The following is a 19,623-nucleotide window of genomic DNA, read 5'->3' on the forward strand; positions in this document are numbered from 1 at the left end:
GCTGCCCGCATAAGTTGCCTGAGAACAGGAGATAATATAGTATGGTGTCAACAAAATATGCTCTCATAGATTTCAAAATTATATGATAGTAAATGATTAAAATTGAATAGGTGGTTTTTACATGGATCTTCAAATTGCCGACTTGGAAGGGATGAAGCTGACGGAGCTGTACAAGCTGGCCAAACAGTATCAGATTCCATATTACGGCCAATTAAAAAAGAAAGAACTGATTTTTGCGATTCTAAGAGCTCAGGCAGAGCAGAGCGGACTTATGTTTATGGAAGGCGTTCTAGAGATCTTGCCGGAGGGCTACGGCTTCCTCAGGCCGATCAACTATTTACCTAGCACGGAGGACATTTACATCTCCGCCTCGCAGATTCGCAAGTTTGACCTTAGAACCGGCGATCTGGTCTCAGGTAAATGCAGAGCGCCGAAGGAGAATGAACGCTACTTTGGACTTCTGCAAGTAAATGCCGTAAATGGAGAGAACCCTAATATTGCTGCAGAACGTTTGCATTTCCCGGCACTTACTCCACTTTACCCACAAGAAAAAGTCGTACTAGAAACATCCCCAACACATTTATCCACGCGAATTATGGATTTGCTAGCTCCCGTTGGACTAGGACAGCGCGGTCTGATCGTCGCGCCGCCTAAAGCGGGAAAGACGCTGCTGCTTAAAGAAATTGCCCACAGCATATCCACTAATTATCCAGAGGTTGAGCTATTCGTATTGTTGATTGATGAACGTCCTGAAGAAGTAACGGACATGCAACGCTCCGTGAAGGGGGAAGTTATCGCTTCAACTTTTGATGAGCTGCCGGAGAATCATATCAAAGTAGCTGAGCTTGTATTGCAGCGTGCTTTACGTTTGGTGGAGCACAAGAAGGATGTTGTTATTTTATTGGACAGTATCACCCGTCTGGCACGGGCATATAATCTGGTTGTACCACCATCAGGTCGAACTCTAAGCGGGGGGATTGACCCGGCGGCTTTCCATCGTCCTAAGCGATTCTTCGGCTCAGCCCGGAATGTGGAGGAAGGCGGAAGCTTGACGATTCTGGCGACTGCGCTGGTGGACACCGGTTCTCGTATGGACGATATTATTTATGAGGAATTTAAGGGTACTGGCAATATGGAGCTGCATCTTGATCGTAAATTGGCGGAGAGAAGAATTTTCCCGGCTATCGATATCCGTCGTTCCGGTACACGGCGTGAAGAAGTTCTGCTGAATAAAGAGGAGCTGGATACCATCTGGGCGATCCGTAAAAGCATGAATGATTCCTATGATTTTGTCGAAGGTTTCTTGAAGAAGCTGCGCGATTCTAAGACAAATCAAGAGTTTCTCGCTTCTTTTGATACATCGGCATCGGGAAATAACACTTCGTCTGGTGGAACCAGCGCACGCCGTTCTGTACGCAACGGGACGCAAGCCTCTGGTTCAGGGTCCAATTCCGGGTCTTAATAAACGCGGTTGCGTGATGCCCTAATCCTTGATAAATAATCAACAGGTCTGAACCAAAGTTTATGTTTATGATATGTTTTTTTATGGCGCTTTAGTTGAATAAAGCTGAGAAGCGGAGCTATATATTATCATTGAAAACAGCCTCGTAAGCATTGAACTTCCCCAAGAGAGATATTCTGAAGAGGAGAACAACATGTATTTAGTATATGCTGATGCGCAAGGACAGGTTTACGATCACCCGTCATTGTATGGCTTGGCCCGCAGTGCTGATATGATCGTAGAGATCATGGAGGATGAGTTGATTCCACTGCCGGAAGGGGCTACACTAGTAGGTCTTCCTTGTACTCGTCCGATCGGAATGGACCCGGATACGGGTGAGATGCTTCCGCTCCAGGGAGATGTTCAAGCCGTGGGGGCGTTGCTTCCCCAGGGATATACAAGGCTATGTCTTCCCGGTTATGTGAAGACAGACAAAGAATACAAGCTGCCGCTATTTGGCTATTCGGCTGTAGTGTGGAATGATGGGCAGTTTTATGTAACGGCTCGGCGATCAGATGATCCTGAGAAATGGAATCCACTGAATTGTGATCCGCTGGAGTTAAAACAGAATGTGAAGGCGCTGCAAGCGAAGTATCCGGATAATCGTCTCTACGAGCATCTCTCAAATTGCGCTTTAGGATATGAGTGTTTGACTGCTTCCAATACTTTTCTGAATCGTTGGGAGGGGGCAGTTCCTGTCTCTTATTCTTGCAATGCTGGCTGCTTTGGCTGCATTTCGGAGCAACCGGATGATAGCGGATTTGTCTCCCCGCAGACGCGAATGAATTTCCGTCCGCGTGTGGATGAATTGGTAGAAATTATGCTAGAACATTTAAAGACGCCGGAATCGATTATTAGCTTTGGACAGGGCTGCGAAGGAGAACCATCCACACAGGCTAAGCTGATTATTGAAGCCATCCGTGAAGTGCGGCGCCAGACCGATATGGGCTATATTAATATTAATACGAACGCAGGGTTGTCCGACCATATTCGTGGTATTGTTGATGCTGGATTGGACCTGATGCGAGTCAGTACCATTAGCGCTCTGGACGATCATTACAATGCATACTATAAGCCGCGGGGCTACACACTAGCCAATGTAGAGAAATCGCTGAAATATGCAGCCAGTCAAGGGGTCTATACTTCCATCAACTATTTGATTTTCCCCGGGGTAACTGACCGGGAGGAAGAGATTGAGGCGATGGTTGAACTTGCCCGCCGTACGGATTTGAAGCTGATTCAACTGCGGAATTTAAACATTGATCCGGAGAGTTATCTGGAGCTTATCCCTAAGGCACAAGGCGATATCCTTAGTATGAAGCAGGCCATCGAGATATTCCAGGCGGAGCTGCCCGATGTGGTCATCGGATCTTATACGCATGTACCCCCTGCTGAACTAACAAGGGCAAAGGTAAGATGGTAATTCACATTTATTGTGATTGCATAGTGAACAGCAGCATGCTATAATTTTTTTTGTTGCCATTATAACTCTGTACACGCATGAGGTGCAGGGCGGAAAGAGGTGAAAGTCATGAACGAAGCAATTCAACCCAAATACCACGTGACTACGGTAACTTGCGCTTGCGGCAATACCTTTGAAACTGGTTCCGTAAAACAAGATCTGCGCGTTGAAATTTGCTCCAACTGCCATCCATTCTTCACAGGTAAGCAAAAATTTGTGGATGCTGGTGGTCGTGTGGATAAATTCAAAAAGAAATACGGCTTGTAAGAGTAAAGCTGCTTAGCAGCGAATTGCATAAATGCAAATCCCCTGTCCATAATATAGGACAGGGGATTTTTCTTTAACAAAGAAATGAAATAAGTGCCCGAATAGATATGTATTTCCTACGATTTAAATTCAACTGTGTTATAAATGGAGTTCCACTCATTCTTATTAACAATACCGAGCCGCCAAATGGCGATGCCCTTCAGATCATAACGTTTGGCAAGTCCAATCAAAGTGTTGACGGAGTTCTCATCCTCATTATCCATATTCAGTCCAAGGATCAGTTTGGATTTATCGGTCTCTTTCAGAGCCAACGTAACCGCCTCGTTCACTTTATCAACCGGCTCTGGCTTCTTGGAGCTGCCGCCTTCATAATTGTACGCCATAATAACCAGTTCATCCGCCAATTGACCCAGTGTCTTATAGTCATATCCCTTATAGGAAGAATTGAGTGGATGGAGGGCCAGCGATAACTTCAAGTTAGCCGCTTTTGTTGCTGTGGCAAGCTGCTTGACGAAGGCGTTGAAGGAGGAGCGGGTTAATTCTTTGTCTGTGGTTAGTCCTAAACCCTCAAAATCAAGCATGATTCCTTGGAAATTGTAATCGGCAGCCGCTTGAACCATATCTGCTATCGCTTGTTCTCTGTAGGTCTGATCCTCAATGATCTTTGTTAACTCCCCTTTGACATCACTCGAGTAGACCATCAGATAAGGAATTGTATCTGCCTGGGCTGCATCGTTAACCAGAACTTCAGGGGTGATATCACCGGCTGCCGAAGGGATTTGAAATACATTTCCTTTCGTAGTAAACTTCCCGTTCTCATCGATTCTGCTCCATCCATAAGATACAGCGCTAAAGTCAGGAACTGTATTTATATCGGAGAAGGAAGAGATTGCATAGAAGCCAAGCGTATACATCTTCTTTGGTGGTGAAATGATTGAGACGGTACGGCTGGCCTGATTCCAGCCTACTTTGGCGCCAAATTGTTGGCTGAAGAAGCTAAGCGGAATCAATGTAGTGCCGTTTTGCGATATAGGGCCTACAGCCAGTTTGACGGAAGAGTCGTTCACGATGGCTTCCTGATTGTTCAGTGTAAGTACAACCTGAACTGAATTATCTCCCGCCCCTTTTATTGCTGTAATGGTTTTTTGTGCCTGATTCCAGGTCACCTCGATACCCAACGCTTCGGAGATCGAGCGGAAAGGCACCATAGTGGTTCCCTTCACGACTAAAGGTTCTCCAGAGAAAGACAATGGATAGCCGTCAAGCAGAATTTGAACCGATGATGCCGCCTCTGCTCTTGTTGGATAAGCACCTGACAGGGTAGCAGCGAATAAGGATACTCCCAATATTAGCGTCCCAAGTTTTTTCATTTTCAAAATTAAAATTCCTCCCTATAACCAGTTCATTCAAAACTATACTCTATAAATATATCAATATTTTCCTGTTATTAATAGTTTCAGAGAAATGACAGCGGTTTATCTATTTTTAATGTCCTGCTCTTAGAATTTATGCGATTGTTATGGCCCTACAGGTACAATGAGTTTGTAATTGCCAACTACATGAATTAGGAGGGATTGGCTTGCTGCACATTATCATTAAGCCAAACTTATATCAAGACTCCGTAAGTCTGATGCTTATGTCCAATAAGTTGTCTGGTATTGAAGGTGTTAATCAAGTTTCTGTTATGATGGGAACCCCGGCTAACATTGATATTATGAAAAATACGGGGATGTACGCGCCTGATCTCGACAAGGCCGCACCTAGTGATCTATGCATCGCCATCGATGCTGAAAATGGAGAGATTGTCAGCACCGTTCTTGAAGAAGTAGAACAATTTTTGAAGAATCAAGCGACTGCGTCTGCTAGCAATAAAGTAGAAAAAGTTAGAACATGGGATCGTGCTGTGAAGGCGATGCCGGATGCTAATCTGGCCGTCATTTCGATTCCGGGTAAATATGCTGCTGAGGAAGCGATGAGCGCGCTGGAGAACGGGCTCCATGTCTTCATGTTCAGCGACAACGTAGCGATTGAAGATGAGAAGCGTGTCAAGGATTCTGCCAAGGAAAAGGGCCTGATCGTAATGGGACCGGATTGTGGTACCGCTGTTATAGGCGGAGTACCGATCGCCTTCTCCAACGTTGTAAATAAAGGGAATATCGGTGTTGTTGGTGCTTCTGGTACAGGAATTCAAGAAGTAATTACGCTGATTGACAAGATGGGTGCAGGTATCAGCCATGCGCTTGGAACTGGTGGCCGCGACTTGTCTGAGGAGATTGAAGCGACTACTATGCTGGATGGAATCCGTGCTCTCGCTAACAATGCGGATACAGAAGTAGTGGTTGTTATTTCTAAGCCACCGGCACCGAAAGTACGCGAACAAGTTGTAGCGTTGTTGGCGAATATCGGTAAGCCAGCTGTAGCGATCTTTATGGGCGAGAAGCCTGAATCGTATTTGCCAACCATTAAATTTGCTCATACGCTTGAAGAAGCGGCGATTATGGCGGTTGAATTGGCAAAAGGCTCCAAGCTGGAAGTGGCGCCTGAAGCTGCATTGCCTGCTGATCTTGGACTGGCAGCAGGTCAGACAAAAATCCGTGGTCTGTATACGGGCGGTACGCTTGCTTATGAAGCCGCTACGATCATGAAGGAATCCCTTCATGCAGCCAAGGACAATAAACATGATGAAGGCTATTTGCTGCAATATGATGGTCATGAAGTCATTGACCTTGGTGATGATATGTATACGCAAGGCCGTCCTCACCCTATGATCGATGGAACTACTCGCTTCCAATTCATTGAGAAGGCTGCGAAGCAATCCGATGTTGCGGTTATTCTATTTGATCTCGTGCTGGGTTATGGCTCGCATGAAGATATGGCTACTCCTTTGTCCAAAGTGGTGAAAAGAGCCGTTGCGGAAGCGGCCAACGAAGGCCGTAAGCTGTATTTTGTGGGCTCTATTTGCGGAACGAAAAACGATCCTCAGGGATATGATGCGCAATTGAAGCTGATGCAAGAAGCTGGCGCAATTATTACTGATAGCAACTTCAGTGCTGTACGTACAGCTCTTCGCATTATTGGCCATGAAGTTCAAGTGGGCTCCAGAGAGCTTCCGGTTCAAGAGGCAAATCTGCCTAACGTAACTGTTGCTGCACCGTCCGAAGAATTGAAGCAACTGCTCGAATCCAAACCTCGTGTTATCAATATTGGTCTGAGCAGCTTTGCGGACAATCTGGAGACAGAAGGCAGCCGCGTGGTCCAGTTCGATTGGAGACCTGTAGCTGGCGGCAACGAAAAGCTTAGAAAGATTTTAAGCATCCTCAATAAAATGTAAAAATATAACATGGGGTGATGAGAATGTATTCAACCATTGATGAGGCTAATCAAGCGGTCATTGAGAAAATAAAAAATTCACAACCATTCCTACTGGACGTTGTTCCGGCGAAATCGGTCATTCCGGAACTGAACGGGAAAGTCTTGCTTCATGCAGGACCGCCAATGAAATGGGAGAATATGACGGATCCGATGAAGGGATCATGTGTGGGCGCGGTCTTGTTCGAAGGCTGGGCTGCTGATGAGACCGGGGCACGTAAAATGCTGGAGGGTGGAGAGGTTCAATTCATTCCTTGCCATCACGTCTCTGCTGTAGGGCCGATGGGTGGAATCACGTCTGCTAATATGCCGGTGTTGGTTGTTGAAAACAAAGAGCATGGCAACCGTGCTTACTGCACGATGAACGAAGGTATCGGTAAAGTGCTTCGTTTCGGCGCTTATAGCGAAGAAGTCATCAACCGTTTGAACTGGATGAGAGACGTACTTGCCCCAACGTTGTCCAAGGTTCTGAAACTGATGGATGGCGGATTAAACGTGAATGTTATTATCGGTAAGGCAATTACGATGGGGGATGAATTCCACCAACGCAATATTGCCGCATCGCTTGTTTTCCTTAAAGAGGTCGCCCCTTACCTGACGATCGTTGATTTGGACGAGAAGACAAAACATGATGTTATGAAGTTCCTTGCCGATACCGATCAGTTCTTCCTGAATATTATGATGGCTTCGGCAAAAGCGGCTATGGATGCTTCCCGTACCATTGAATACGGCACGATCGTGACCGCGATGACTCGTAATGGTCATGAGTTCGGAATCCGCGTGGCAGGACTTGGTGACCAATGGTTCACAGCGCCTGTTAATACACCGGAAGGTCTGTTCTTTACTGGCTATACTCAAGATGATGCGAACCCGGATATGGGTGACTCCGCAATCACTGAGACATTTGGGGTTGGCGCCATGGCGATGGTAGCAGCTCCTGGGGTAACCCGTTTTGTAGGTGCAGGCGGATTTGATGACGCGCTGGCCATCAGCAATGAGATGAGCGAAATTTGTATTGCTTACAACTCTAACTATGCAATTCCTACATGGAACTTCCAAGGTACTTGTCTGGGCATCGACATCCGCAAAGTCGTAGAGACGGGAATTACACCGATTATCAATACCGGTATTGCGCATAAACAAGCAGGCGTAGGTCAGGTTGGCGCAGGTACAGTTCGCGTTCCGTTCGGTTGTTTCGAGAAGGCTTTGATGGCTTATGCGGAGAAAATGGGAATTGAAGTTTAATGCTCTATCCAGCTACGTTCATATCTAGAGGGCGGTATAGCGCATCGGTGTTTTTCCTGAGCCAGATAAGGAGCTTTGGAGTTGTTCAGAGCATATTTACCAATGGGCTTAATATAGCCTTCGGTAAATATCTTGTCTTTGTAGGAACGGAATATGGAAATGGAGTACCATTTGGCATTCACATCGAGTCGTATTTATACGATCGTCTGCTTGCCGAGACATTTATCGGCGAGGAGGTTGTGTGGAACCGCGAGCAGCAGCAGCTCACATTTACGAACTGCAATGTTCACATTCACATCTCATTGATGGATTCCTTCGATTGTTCTTTGAAGCTGCGGGCACAACCGGACCTTTGGTTATCCGAATGGGCTCCGAAGATGCGTGATTTAGCCACAAGCATGAACAAAGAGCTGGGACTGGGTTTAACCTTAAATGATGCGTTGGCACTGCTTGAGACCCGGGAGGCCAATTCGGAGCTGGAGCACCGTTTATTGGATTTATCACAGGCCATCAAAAAACCGGGTCATGAGATAAACCTCGACTTGATCAAATATTTTATCGGTCGGGGGCAAGGGTTGACGCCAAGCGGCGATGACTTCCTCGTGGGGATTATGGCCATCGAGCGAATACTCGGCAAAGCAGACTCCGGGGTATCCTGGGCGATAAGTCGAATTATGGGCAAGCTGCCCAGCTTAACGACACAGGTTAGTGTCAACTATTATTACAGCGCATGCGAGGGCTACTTCAGCACAGTAATACTGGATATACTTGCCGCGCTGCTGAATGAACCGGATTACGATTTCGAAGAATGTGCAACAGCTTTGCTGGATGTAGGCAGCAGTTCTGGGATGGATACGTATTTCGGACTCTTATTTGCCATCATGTCATGTGGATTGTTATAGATTTGTAATGCACTTCTTGGGCGGGTTACAGGGAAAATTGTTCAGCTGCAACTTGGGAATTCTCATAACTCGCCCTATATATCGTTGCTGTGCCCTTCATTGACACTAAGGGAAAACGGCCGTTTTATAACTGCCTTTGTTATGTTTATTTTATTTTTTTGAAGCTGAATTGCCGATTATTTTAATGAACTTTTGATTAGATTTAAGGGATTACCCTACGTATGATTAAGGTATAGATAGCTATCTTATTTAGTTTCAATATGGAGAGGTTATTATGAGTAAAATGCTTATTGCAATTGGTGGAAACGCCATCATCCAAGAGGGTCAAAAAGGCACGATTGCCGAACAGAAAGTGAATATCTTAACAAGTTGTCAACCCATTGTTGATATGATCGCACAAGGGCATCAAGTTGTTGTCACCCATGGCAATGGGCCGCAAGTAGGTAATTCACTAGTTAAGGCGAAATTGTCCGCTGATGTTATTCCAATGTTTCCTCTCGATGTATATGGGGCTGAATCGCAAGGGAATTTAGGTTATTTAATTCAGCAAACGATTACAAACATGCTGGCTAGCCGTGGATTGGACAAGAAGGCTGTATCATTGGTAACGCAGGTGCAAGTGGATGCGAACGATCCGGCATTCAATAATCCAACCAAGCCAATCGGTCCTTTCTATACGAAGGAAAGTTTGGATAAGGCTTTCGCCGAAGGGGGGGCTTTCCCTTACGTGGAAGACAGCGGCCGCGGTTACAGGCATGTTGTTCCATCACCGATTCCTTCCAAGATTGTTGAGAAGGAAGCCATTGACGCGCTGCTGTCCAAGGACTTGACAGTCATTACTGTGGGCGGGGGAGGAATCCCTGTCGTAGAGGAGAACGGACAGCTTAAAGGTGTGGAAGCGGTTGTGGACAAGGACTTTGCCAGCGCTTTACTCGCTGCAGAGATCGGAGCTGATTATTTGTTCATTCTGACAGGTGTTGCTCAAGTGGCAATTAACTTCGGCAAGCCGAACCAGAAGAACCTGGATCGTATTACGCTGGATGAGGCTATTGCTTACCTGAATGAGGGGCAGTTCCCGAAAGGAAGCATGGGGCCTAAGATCGAAGCGGCGATTCTCTTCTTGAAGAATGGGGGCAGAAATGTCATCATTACTTCAATTGATAAATTGCAAGATGCACTGGAAGGCAAATCAGGTACTTGGTTAGTTCCAAATGCAGATTCAATGAATCACAAACTCGCATAGAAAGGTGCATACCATGAAGACGAAAAAATATCTTTTAACGTCAATGTTTACTTTGGCCATGTTCTTGCTCATGCTACCTATGCAAGCCTTCGCGGCAGATTCCATTGGTGCTGATGTACCGACTCCTACCGGATGGTACGCGCTATTAACGATTCTGCCCCTGATTGTCATTCTGGTCCTGCTGTTCATGAAAGTGGATATGATTGCAGCTGGTCTGGTCGGCGGCGTGATGGCTATGATCATCGGCGGCATATCTTTGACTGAGGCCAACCAGGCCTTCCTGGACTCGATTCCGGGTATGCTCTCGATTACCGTACCGATTATTAACTCGGCGGTAGCGATGGCTGTATTTAAATCAGGTGGATACACCTCAGCCTTGACCCTGGTTCGTAGAGGGATTAAGGGACGCGTTGAAATTTTCGCAGCATTTATCGTTTTGCTGCAAGCTGCAGCAACTTATATGTCAGGCATCGGCGGCGGAAGCGCGATGGTTATCGCACCATTGGCGATGGCGGCATTGGGCGCTATTCCAGAAGTTATTGCAGCGATGTCTATCGTATCTGCAGTCAGCTTTACAACATCTCCTGCATCGCTGGAGTCGGGGATCGTCTCGAAGTTGTCCGGCATTCCAGTAGCCGACTATGTAGCTGAAATGCGTCTGTTCACTTTGGGCTTTGTTATTCTTGGTATCGCTATTGCATTCTGGGGAGCTAAACGCAGAAAGGCGCTCTTCGTAGGTGAAGAGAGCAGCGAGTTTGCTGGAATGAACAACAAACAGCTGTTTAAAATGACAATCCCGGCAATCTTCTTGCTCGGATCGGTTATTCTCGGACCTATCATTAATAAAGCAATTAGCTATAGCTTGTTTACACCGCTCGTGTACACCATGTTGACCGTGTTCTTGATTTTCCTTTGCACGAAATTCACACTTAACAAATCGCTGGAAGCGATGGTTGATGGTTCAACTTATATTTTGACACGTCTGTTCAGCGTAGGTATTTTCCTGGCCTTCATTAATATGATCGGTCAGACCGGCGCATTTGCAGCGATCTCGAACGTAGCAAGTCAGGCTCCTACAGCTATCGTGGTTCCTGTAGCCGTACTGGCAGGTATATTGGTTGGTATTCCAGCCGGAGCATACGTGGGTTCCATTCTGACCCTGGTACTGCCGATTGCCGTAACTCTCGGATTCTCGCCTGTTGCCTTTGGTTTTGTAGCGATGGGTGTAGGTCTTGGAAGTCAGCTCAGCTTCGTTAATATTACGATGCAAGCTCTTTCGTCCGGGTTCCAGATTCCAATTTTGCAAGTCGTTAAAGGTAATGCGAAGTGGGTTGGACTCTCGATGGCCATCCTGTTGGTACTTTCGTTGATCTTCGGATAAGTCACAGTCGTTCGGATTTACGCAAATCATTAATTATTCAACCGGGAGGAACAAACAATGGATATCTTGATTAAGAAGGCAAGAATTGCTGAGGGCGCGGAGCTTCGTGATATTGCAATCGACAATGGGAAAATTGTTGGCATAGAAGCGAATATCGAAGCGGAAGCAGGCCGTGTTATCGAAGCGAACGGTAAGGTGTTAATCCCAGGCCTAGTAGAGAGCCATCTTCATTTGGATAAAGCGCTCATTGCAGACCGTCTGCCGAACAAATCAGGTACATTGCAGGAGGCCATTCGGGTTACAGGCCAATTGAAGCCTACGTTTACGAAGCAGGATATTCGCGATCGTGCCACCAGAACATTGGACATGCTCATTAAGAACGGTACGACTCATTTGCGGACTCATTCTGAATTCGATCCATCCCAGGGCTTCACAGGACTTGAAGTAATTCTTGAGCTCCGTGAAGAGTATAAGAACCTGATCGACATTCAAGTTGTTGCCTTCCCTCAAGAGGGAATCTTCAAAGCCCCAGGCACGGATAAAATGATGTACGAGGCTATGGAGATGGGCTGCGATATCGTTGGTGGAGTTCCATACAATGACATCTCAGCTAAAGAGCATATCGACTTTGTGTTCGAGCTTGCTAAGAAATACAATAAGCCAATCGACCTTCATCAGGACTTCAAGGATGATGCAGAAGGCACCACGATTGACTATGTTGCTGAGAAGACTATTGCTGAAGGCTTCGTAGGCAGAGTATCGGTAGGTCACTTGACCAGCATCGCCGCTATGCCTCGTGAGCAATTGCTGCCAATTATCGAGAAGATGAATGAAGCAAAAATCAGCGTAATGAGCCTTCCATGCACAGACTTGCATCTTGGAGCGCGTAATGATGCTTATAACGTTCGCCGTACAGTTACTCCTATCCGCGCACTTCGCGACGGCGGTGTAAACATATGTATTGCGACGAATAATATTCGCAACGCATTCACACCATATGGTAACGGCGACTTGATGCTGACAGCTATGATCGCGATTCCTGTAGGCCATTTAGGCGGTGCAGATGACTTGCATACGGTTCTGCCAATGATCACTACGAATCCGGCGAAGGCTCTCGACTTGAAGGGCTATGGAATCGCTGTGGGCAATAATGCAGACCTCGTATTGCTCGACTCTGAATCAGTTACAAATGCGATCATTGATGTACCGACGAGATTGTTCGTTATCAAGAGCGGTAAAGTAACAGTTGAGACGGTACGCACTGTTAAAGTCAACGCATAGTTTATCGAAACGGATATTATAGGATTACTCCATATTCTTCGCTGAGAATATGGAGTTTTTCCATTTCTGTTGCTCTTCACATCATTTCTAATTAGAATGATTACAACAGTCTTAAGAATGGAGACCCACGAATGACTCAAAAGAAGACGGCGAGCGAAGAATTTGATACGGATGATCGATTTAATCCCAATGCGCAGATAGTTGGCAAGGAGTTCTTCTTGAAAGAATGCCTGAAGGAACTGCAGAACTTAACAAGTTATCAAGTAAGCTGCTGGTTCCCGAATTATTCGATTACCGCTAGCGGTGCTGTTCATCAAGGGGAGGAGTGGGAGGATTTCCTTCATGAACGAATCCCAAACCGGAACCCGGTTGTTCATTCGATTCAAATTCATGAGGTCGAGAACGGAAAGATTGTATTTGATGACGGAGGCAGCGAGGAAGCGAAGAATGAACCGCCGGAGCGCTTAATCACTCTTGCCAACCTGTTTAGCTCCTTATATCAAGCGAAGTTGAATTCGGATCTATACAGAGACTGGCTGTACAAGTTGGACAATTTGCTGAAAAGTATGTCTGATGGGATTGTTTTGTTGAACTTGCAAAGGAATGTGATTCATCAAAACGATGCTTTCGTTCAATTCATTAAGACCTATAATGACGGTAAAATGATAATTAATGAGAACCAGCTCATTAAGATGTTCATACAGATTAACGAGCTCGAGTCGGTTGATATTGAGGAGTTTGCAGCCCAGAATGAAGCTTCGATCCGAATCAAGGCGCAGCTTCCCGGCAAAATCCGTTACTTTGAAATTAAGAAATTCGCGGTGTATGAGAATAGTGAGCCCTTGGGCAATGTGTATAGCATCCGGGATATTACGAAGGAATATGAGGTTGACCAGATCAAGAGCAACCTGATCTCGATCGCCAGTCATGAATTCAAGACCCCACTGACCAATATCAGGGGAAGCGTGGAGACTCTCTTGAGAGGGGCAGCCAATAAATGGGACGAGTCCTTCTCTCATGATCTACTGTTAGGAATCCATGAGGATGTGCTTCATTTACAGGAGCTGATTGACGTCTGGATGGACGTGAAGAAAATTGAAACCGGCACTCTGCTATTGCATCAGGATTTCTTCCCGCTGTTCCAACTGATCAAGGGAACATTAAATCAGCTGCCTGAGAAGGTAGTGAGCCAAGGCGAGATCGTGTTCAATTATGATACGATGTCCAACTTCCCGTTATTATACGGAGATGAAGCTCGTGTGAGGCAGGTTCTGATCAATCTGATTATTAATGGGCTTACTTATAATGATGCGAAGGAAAAGAAGATTGTCGTCAATATTTATCATGATGATCAATTTATTTATATAGAAGTAACAGATAATGGGATCGGTATCTCAGAGAAATATCAGAAGAAAATATTCGAGCGATTCTATAGAGCTGATATTTCAGCGGCACGAAAAAGCGGAGGGTCCGGCCTGGGTCTGTCGATCAGTGAGGGCTTGATCCGCGAGCATGGCGGCGAGATATATGTGAAGAGCCAATTAAATGAAGGAAGCACCTTTACCGTTAAACTGCCGATTATTCATGTTCCATAGGAGGTAAAGATGAAGAATAACTATAAAATAGCAATCGTGGACGATGAACCAAAGATCGTGCGATTCATTAAAGCGAATTTGCTGTCTTTTAACTATCAAGTCTGCACATTCTCCAACGGCGAGCAGTTTCTGGAGCAATTCGACTTGCATGAGCCTGACCTGGTTTTACTTGATGTGATGATGCCTGATATGGATGGCTTCACGGTTTTGAAGCAGCTCCGCAAATTTAGCAAGGTCCCGGTAATCTTCCTGACGGCGCGTAGCGCATCCGACGATATGCTTCAAGCCTTCGATTTGGAGGCGGATGACTATTTGACGAAGCCCTTCTCCTTGGATGAGCTGTTCGCCAGAGTGAAGGCTGTGCTGCGCAGAACAAAGGTGAATTATGAGCTCGGACGGGAGGAAAGCCGGATTACTACCTTTAACCTCGAGATCAACATCGCTCAGAAGCGCGTCTATGTCAAAGGGAATGAAGTGAAGCTGACCAATATTGAATATTTGATTCTGGAGCTTCTAGGGATGCACATGGACAAGATTATTAGTCATGAGCAGATATTGACGACGGTATGGGGACCGGACTATAGCAACGAAATCGAGTACCTGAGAGTAGCGGTAGCCCGGGTTCGCAAGAAGCTGAAGCAAGCGGGCTGTGATCACTATCAGGAAGTGATTAAGACCTACTCCGGCATAGGCTATTCATTGATATCCAGCAAGGGGGATTATGAATCGGAGAACAAGCCAGCCAGCGAAGAGAACCCACCATTAGAAGACTAGATTTGTTGCCGCAATTGGTTGGGCAGCCAAGTTTTTCTCCCAGGTTGCAATTTGGATAGGCATGAGATATACTTAATCTCACCGTGCTAGATGGGGAGGTAGCGGTGCCCTGTAACTCGCAATCCGCTATAGCGAGGTTGAATTCCTGTTAGAGGTCTTGTCGATGTGAGGTCCGGTCTTTATGACAGACGTTGACGGATGGGTCCTCCGCAATGAGTAACTGTGAACCTGGTCAGGTCCGGAAGGAAGCAGCCATAAGCAGTCCCGCTCATGTGCCGGAGGAGTGCCTGTCCCGAGTTGAGCCATAAGGGTGCCGCTTGGATCGCAACGATCGATAACAGGTGCACGGCTACATAGTTGGATAAGAACACATCTTTGTCTTGGGACAGAGATGTTTTTTTATGGGGATGGGGCTACTCTGGTAGTTACTTCTTCTTTGCTAACTGATGGGTAACAATAGAAGTTTTTCTGTTCACCTGAGTATAGTATAATAAGAAGGCGGCGACTGAGCCGCCTAGGGATAGAAAGAAGGTGCCGCAATGGAGCATATTGCGTTGTACCGTGCTTGGCGGCCGCAGTCGTTTCAAGACATGGTAGGACAACAGCATATTATCCGTACACTGCAGAATGCGATTCGTGAGCAGCGCTTATCGCATGCGTATTTATTTAGCGGACCGCGCGGGACGGGGAAGACGACTACTGCCAAGGTCTTGGCCAAAGCAGTCAACTGCGAGAAGGGTCCTGCTGCAGAGCCTTGCAATGAGTGTGAAGCATGCCGGAGGATTACCGCAGGCGCTGTGATGGATGTGCTTGAAATTGACGCCGCTTCCAACCGGGGGGTCGAGGAAATCCGCGATCTTCGTGAGAAGGTGAAGTACGCCCCTACGGAAGTGCGGCAAAAGGTTTATATTATCGATGAAGTTCATATGTTAACAACCGAAGCTTTCAATGCGCTCCTCAAGACGCTTGAGGAGCCTCCTCCACATGTGATGTTCATTCTGGCTACAACTGAGCCGCACCGGCTTCCGGCGACGGTAATCTCACGCTGTCAGCGCTTTGACTTCCGTCGTGTCTCCTTGGAAGAGCAAGCCGGTCGTCTGAAGATGATATGCGAGCAAGAAGGGATCACCGCCGAAGATGATGCTATTCAGTATATTTGCAGGCTGTCCGACGGGGGGATGCGGGATGCCCTCAGCATTCTCGATCAGATCGCCTCATTTACGAATGGACATGTCTCTTATGAGCAAGTGATGAGTTTGACCGGGGGGATTCCGTCCAAGCAGTTCGCACAGCTGGCTCAGACCCTTATTGAAGGCGATGTCGGCGGCATGATGCAAATTATTGAACAGCTCATGCAGGAGGGCAAGAGCGCCGATAAGTGCATGGAGAACTTGATGTATTATTTCCGCGATCTGCTAATGATCAAGACCGTCCCTCAGGCGGACAAGCTGACCGAGCGTGTGCTTGACCCAGAGGATTACAGGGAGATGTCGCATGCTTTCTCACGGTCGCAATTGTTCCGGATTATTGAGACGTTGAATCACTATCAGACGGAGATGAAGTATTCCCAGCAGCCGCAGATGCTGTTTGAGGTTGCTTTATTGAAGCTCTGCAGCATTCCGCAGCAGGAATCCGCGCCGGGAGATGGGGCGGGAAGCGCTGCTCACGCGGCTGAAGCCTCGGAGATTAAGCAGCTCAAGCAGCAGTTGGCCGAGCTGGAGAAGAAGCTCGAGAAGGCGCTGCAGGGGGGTCTCGCTGCAGCTGGCGGGGGTGGAGCGCAGGCTTCTGGCCAAGCAAGCTCAGCCCGTTCATCCAGAGCTGCATCGCCACGTGTCTCCTCGGCAGCCAAAATACCATCCGGTATGGATCGGTACATCGCCGAGAAAGCTGGCTCGGATACCGCTATGGTTCAGAGCAAATGGCACCAGGTGCTGCAGGCTGTTAAGGATGAAAAGGTGACAATTCACGCCTGGTTCATGAACGGGGAGCCTGTCTCTGTACTGGAGGATGCTATTCTGGTTGCATTCAAGAATGAGATTCACCGCGAGACAACAGAGAAGCCGGCCCATAGAGGTGTTATCGAGCAGGTGCTCGAACGCCAATTCGGTAAGCCATACCGTCTGGTGACTATGATGCTGAAGGACTGGACTGAAGCGATTCAGAGCGGAGCAGCTGCTCCGGCCCAGCCTCTTGAGCTTCAACATGAGGAAGAGCAAGGCGGGAGCAAGGAGCCTTGGGTTGATGAAGCTCTGGAGATGTTCGGCGAGGATCTCGTCGTGATTAAAGAGTAACTTTTTGGTATGATTACAACACATAAAGAAATCACTTATTTGAATTGAAGGAGATGTGGCTTACGTGAATAATATGAACCAAATGATGAAGCAAGTGAAGAAAATGCAAGAGCAAATGCTGAAGGCACAAGAGGAACTTGCCACTAAAACAGTGGATGGCAGTGCAGGCGGCGGTGTTGTAACTGTAGAAGTAAATGGACATAAGAAGGTATTGTCCGTCAACATCAAGCCAGAAGCGGTTGATCCGGATGATGTGGAAATGCTGCAGGATCTTATCCTCACTGCGATAAATGATGCTCTTGGCAAAGCCGAAGAACTTGCTAACCAAGATATGGGTAAATTTACAGGCGGAATGAAAATTCCAGGTCTATTTTAATCCAGGTTGAAGGAGAACACTCCCATTGTATTATCCCGAACCGATCGCGAAGCTGATCGACGCTTTTACACATTTGCCAGGTATCGGCCCGAAGACCGCCGCCAGACTGGCTTTTCATGTGCTGCGCATGGAGGAAGATGACGTCATAGATTTTGCCAAAGCCCTCGTCAGCGTGAAGAGAAATCTTCATTACTGTTCCGTCTGCTGCAATATTACGGATACGGACCCGTGTCGGATCTGTCAGGATAAGACTCGCGATCCTTCTGTAATCTGTGTGGTTCAGGAATCCAAGGATCTGGTAGCGATGGAGAGGACGAAGGAATTTGACGGCTACTATCATGTGCTTCAAGGGGCGATATCCCCAATGGAAGGTCTTGGCCCGGATGATATCCGTCTGAAAGAACTGCTAACTCGTCTAAGTGATGAACGGGTCAAGGAGCTGATCCTTGCTACTAATCCGAATATTGAAGGCGAGGCCACAGCTATGTATATTTCGCGGCTGGTGAAGCCTTTCGATATTCGAGTAACGCGGATAGCCCATGGATTGCCGGTCGGCGGTGACCTTGAGTACGCGGATGAGGTAACTCTGTCCAAGGCGCTTGAGGGCCGGAGAGAACTCAGTTGATTTATACCTTTAATGGAGAACCTTAATCCAGAAGAACAACCTCTTCTTATGGATTAAGGTTCTTTGTTTTCTGGTTCTAAGTTTGTCCCTCACCCGATACACATGAAATAAACCGGAATGAAGGGGGGAACGGCGATGAACCAAAAGAAGGCCGAGAGCAAGGAGCTATTGCCCGAAACGTTGGAGCCGGGTCAGGAGGAAGAGGTTAAGAGGATGCTCTACCAGGAGGTCAATAAAGCTCGTAAGGAGTGGGAGTGGGCTTATATGGTATTCCAGGAGGCAGTGGGTCGGGATAACATTGATGTCGCCATTTATACGCTTGAAGCCGCAGAGAGAAGGTATCAAATTGAGCTAAAGAAGGCCAAGCAGGCGAATGTAAGATGGAATGCCTTCCAATATAGTTCCTATTTTGAATAAAGTGAGTGTTCCAAAAGATCGGTACGAAGGCCATGCTCCCCATTGTATTATCTCAAAACGCTTAAGCTTGGATTAAGCTAGGAATTTAGGACAGAGTGTACGTGGTTTGGTGGTTTGTACGTAAGCACCTGAGATGTTCCATCGGAAATAAGACTTCATACGCATCCGCTATAAGCCGTGTGCATTCAAGATTTGATGGCGAATCAGCTCTCAGTGTGTTGCTTCGTGATTAAAAGTGGTTTTTTAAATAACCTTTTAAGGAAATTAAGGAAATTAAGGAAAGGATGGGACAAGACGGTGAGAATTATTCTGATAGGTGTATTAGCGGTTTCTTTGCTTTTGCTGCTGTATGTGGTCTTTTCACGTAAGTTAGGTCTAGCCTGGTTAACCCGGATAGGACTGCATATTGTCCTGGCCGCGTTAGGGATCTATATCATCAATTTTTCCGGATTATTGACCGAGGCATACATCCCTCTGAACCCGATTACAATTAGTACGGCGCTTGTGCTCGGATTGCCAGGGGTGGCCCTTCTGCTAGGGTTAAAATTAACTATGATTTGACTGTTGACGGGCAATCTGTTTCTGTGGTACATTATTAATCGCTTCTCTAAGAGGTCAAGCTGTTCTGATAACTTCAGAAAATAAAGTTAAAAAAACTTCTTGACATAAACGAAGCGAACATGATATATTATAAAGGTCGCTGCTGAGAACGCAGCGACGCTGAAAACGAAGTTGATCTTTGAAAACTGAACAACGAGTGAGCGGGTTTCACGTCAAGTGAAATCTAAGAAATAAGTCAGATTCAAAATGAGCTAATCGCTCTTTTCAATGAGTAACACTTTATTGGAGAGTTTGATCCTGGCTCAGGACGAACGCTGGCGGCGTGCCTAATAC

Annotated in this window: 17 protein-coding genes and 1 other RNA gene; 17 read left to right on the forward strand and 1 reads right to left on the reverse strand. The window is 46.7% G+C overall.

Annotated features, from left to right (window positions below; translation table 11 throughout):
- Positions 1–121 precede the first annotated feature (121 nt).
- The 3 genes from rho (at position 122) to rpmE (ending at position 3,230) form a co-directional block, all read left to right on the forward strand.
- On the forward strand, positions 122–1,462 hold the full coding sequence (gene rho, locus DMN77_RS22095; RefSeq protein WP_068778085.1) for a transcription termination factor Rho: 1,341 nt from the start codon (positions 122–124) through the stop codon (positions 1,460–1,462).
- A gap of 193 nt (positions 1,463–1,655) precedes the next feature.
- Positions 1,656–2,924 carry a radical SAM family protein gene (locus DMN77_RS22100; RefSeq protein ID WP_179016316.1) on the forward strand — a complete coding sequence of 423 codons (1,269 nt, stop codon included), beginning with the start codon at positions 1,656–1,658 and terminating at the stop codon, positions 2,922–2,924.
- Between the two features lie 108 nt (positions 2,925–3,032).
- Positions 3,033–3,230 carry a 50S ribosomal protein L31 gene (gene rpmE, locus DMN77_RS22105; RefSeq protein WP_068778087.1) on the forward strand — a complete coding sequence of 66 codons (198 nt, stop codon included), beginning with the start codon at positions 3,033–3,035 and terminating at the stop codon, positions 3,228–3,230.
- Between the two features lie 116 nt (positions 3,231–3,346).
- Here the strand turns inward: rpmE and DMN77_RS22110 are convergent, their stop codons facing one another.
- The gene (locus DMN77_RS22110) at positions 3,347–4,600 is read right to left on the reverse strand and encodes a stalk domain-containing protein (RefSeq protein WP_179016323.1); all 1,254 of its coding nucleotides are present in this window, start codon (positions 4,598–4,600) and stop codon (positions 3,347–3,349) included.
- A gap of 209 nt (positions 4,601–4,809) precedes the next feature.
- Between DMN77_RS22110 and fdrA the strand changes: the two genes are divergently transcribed.
- The 14 genes from fdrA to DMN77_RS22180 all read left to right on the forward strand — a co-directional run bounded on the left by fdrA (position 4,810) and on the right by DMN77_RS22180 (position 19,290).
- The gene (gene fdrA, locus DMN77_RS22115) at positions 4,810–6,561 is read left to right on the forward strand and encodes an acyl-CoA synthetase FdrA (protein ID WP_179016317.1); all 1,752 of its coding nucleotides are present in this window, start codon (positions 4,810–4,812) and stop codon (positions 6,559–6,561) included.
- 23 nt (positions 6,562–6,584) lie between these two features.
- Entirely contained in the window at positions 6,585–7,844 is a 1,260-nt protein-coding gene (locus DMN77_RS22120; protein ID WP_068778089.1) for a YlbE family protein, read from the forward strand.
- A gap of 47 nt (positions 7,845–7,891) precedes the next feature.
- A complete protein-coding gene (locus DMN77_RS22125) occupies positions 7,892–8,746 on the forward strand; it encodes an oxamate carbamoyltransferase subunit AllH family protein (RefSeq protein WP_179016318.1) in 855 nt (284 codons plus the stop codon).
- Between the two features lie 274 nt (positions 8,747–9,020).
- Entirely contained in the window at positions 9,021–9,989 is a 969-nt protein-coding gene (gene arcC, locus DMN77_RS22130) for a carbamate kinase (RefSeq protein WP_068778091.1), read from the forward strand.
- 13 nt (positions 9,990–10,002) lie between these two features.
- Positions 10,003–11,370 (forward strand): citrate transporter, encoded by a 1,368-nt coding sequence (locus DMN77_RS22135; protein ID WP_179016319.1) that lies wholly within the window; start codon positions 10,003–10,005, stop codon positions 11,368–11,370.
- Between the two features lie 57 nt (positions 11,371–11,427).
- Positions 11,428–12,651: an amidohydrolase family protein gene (locus DMN77_RS22140; protein ID WP_179016320.1), complete on the forward strand. Its 1,224-nt coding sequence runs from the start codon at positions 11,428–11,430 to the stop codon at positions 12,649–12,651.
- A 131-nt stretch (positions 12,652–12,782) separates the two neighbouring features.
- Positions 12,783–14,246, forward strand: coding sequence for a sensor histidine kinase (locus DMN77_RS22145; protein WP_179016321.1), 1,464 nt, complete (start codon positions 12,783–12,785; stop codon positions 14,244–14,246).
- Positions 14,247–14,255: 9 nt separating this feature from the next.
- The gene (locus DMN77_RS22150) at positions 14,256–15,020 is read left to right on the forward strand and encodes a response regulator transcription factor (RefSeq protein WP_069188262.1); all 765 of its coding nucleotides are present in this window, start codon (positions 14,256–14,258) and stop codon (positions 15,018–15,020) included.
- Between the two features lie 81 nt (positions 15,021–15,101).
- Positions 15,102–15,369, forward strand: an RNA gene (gene ffs, locus DMN77_RS22155) — signal recognition particle sRNA large type.
- Between the two features lie 190 nt (positions 15,370–15,559).
- A complete protein-coding gene (dnaX, locus tag DMN77_RS22160) occupies positions 15,560–17,311 on the forward strand; it encodes a DNA polymerase III subunit gamma/tau (RefSeq protein ID WP_068778095.1) in 1,752 nt (583 codons plus the stop codon).
- A 64-nt stretch (positions 17,312–17,375) separates the two neighbouring features.
- Positions 17,376–17,687 (forward strand): YbaB/EbfC family nucleoid-associated protein, encoded by a 312-nt coding sequence (locus DMN77_RS22165; RefSeq protein ID WP_068778096.1) that lies wholly within the window; start codon positions 17,376–17,378, stop codon positions 17,685–17,687.
- A 25-nt stretch (positions 17,688–17,712) separates the two neighbouring features.
- Positions 17,713–18,312, forward strand: a complete 600-nt coding sequence (gene recR, locus DMN77_RS22170; protein ID WP_068778097.1) for a recombination mediator RecR — start codon at positions 17,713–17,715, stop codon at positions 18,310–18,312.
- Positions 18,313–18,447: 135 nt separating this feature from the next.
- Positions 18,448–18,729 (forward strand): DUF2508 family protein, encoded by a 282-nt coding sequence (locus DMN77_RS22175; RefSeq protein ID WP_179016322.1) that lies wholly within the window; start codon positions 18,448–18,450, stop codon positions 18,727–18,729.
- 297 nt (positions 18,730–19,026) lie between these two features.
- On the forward strand, positions 19,027–19,290 hold the full coding sequence (locus DMN77_RS22180; RefSeq protein ID WP_068778099.1) for a pro-sigmaK processing inhibitor BofA family protein: 264 nt from the start codon (positions 19,027–19,029) through the stop codon (positions 19,288–19,290).
- The last annotated feature ends 333 nt before the right edge of the window (positions 19,291–19,623 follow it).

The organism is Paenibacillus sp. 79R4 (assembly GCF_013393165.1).
In the GTDB taxonomy this organism is placed as follows: Bacteria; Bacillota; Bacilli; order Paenibacillales; family Paenibacillaceae; genus Fontibacillus.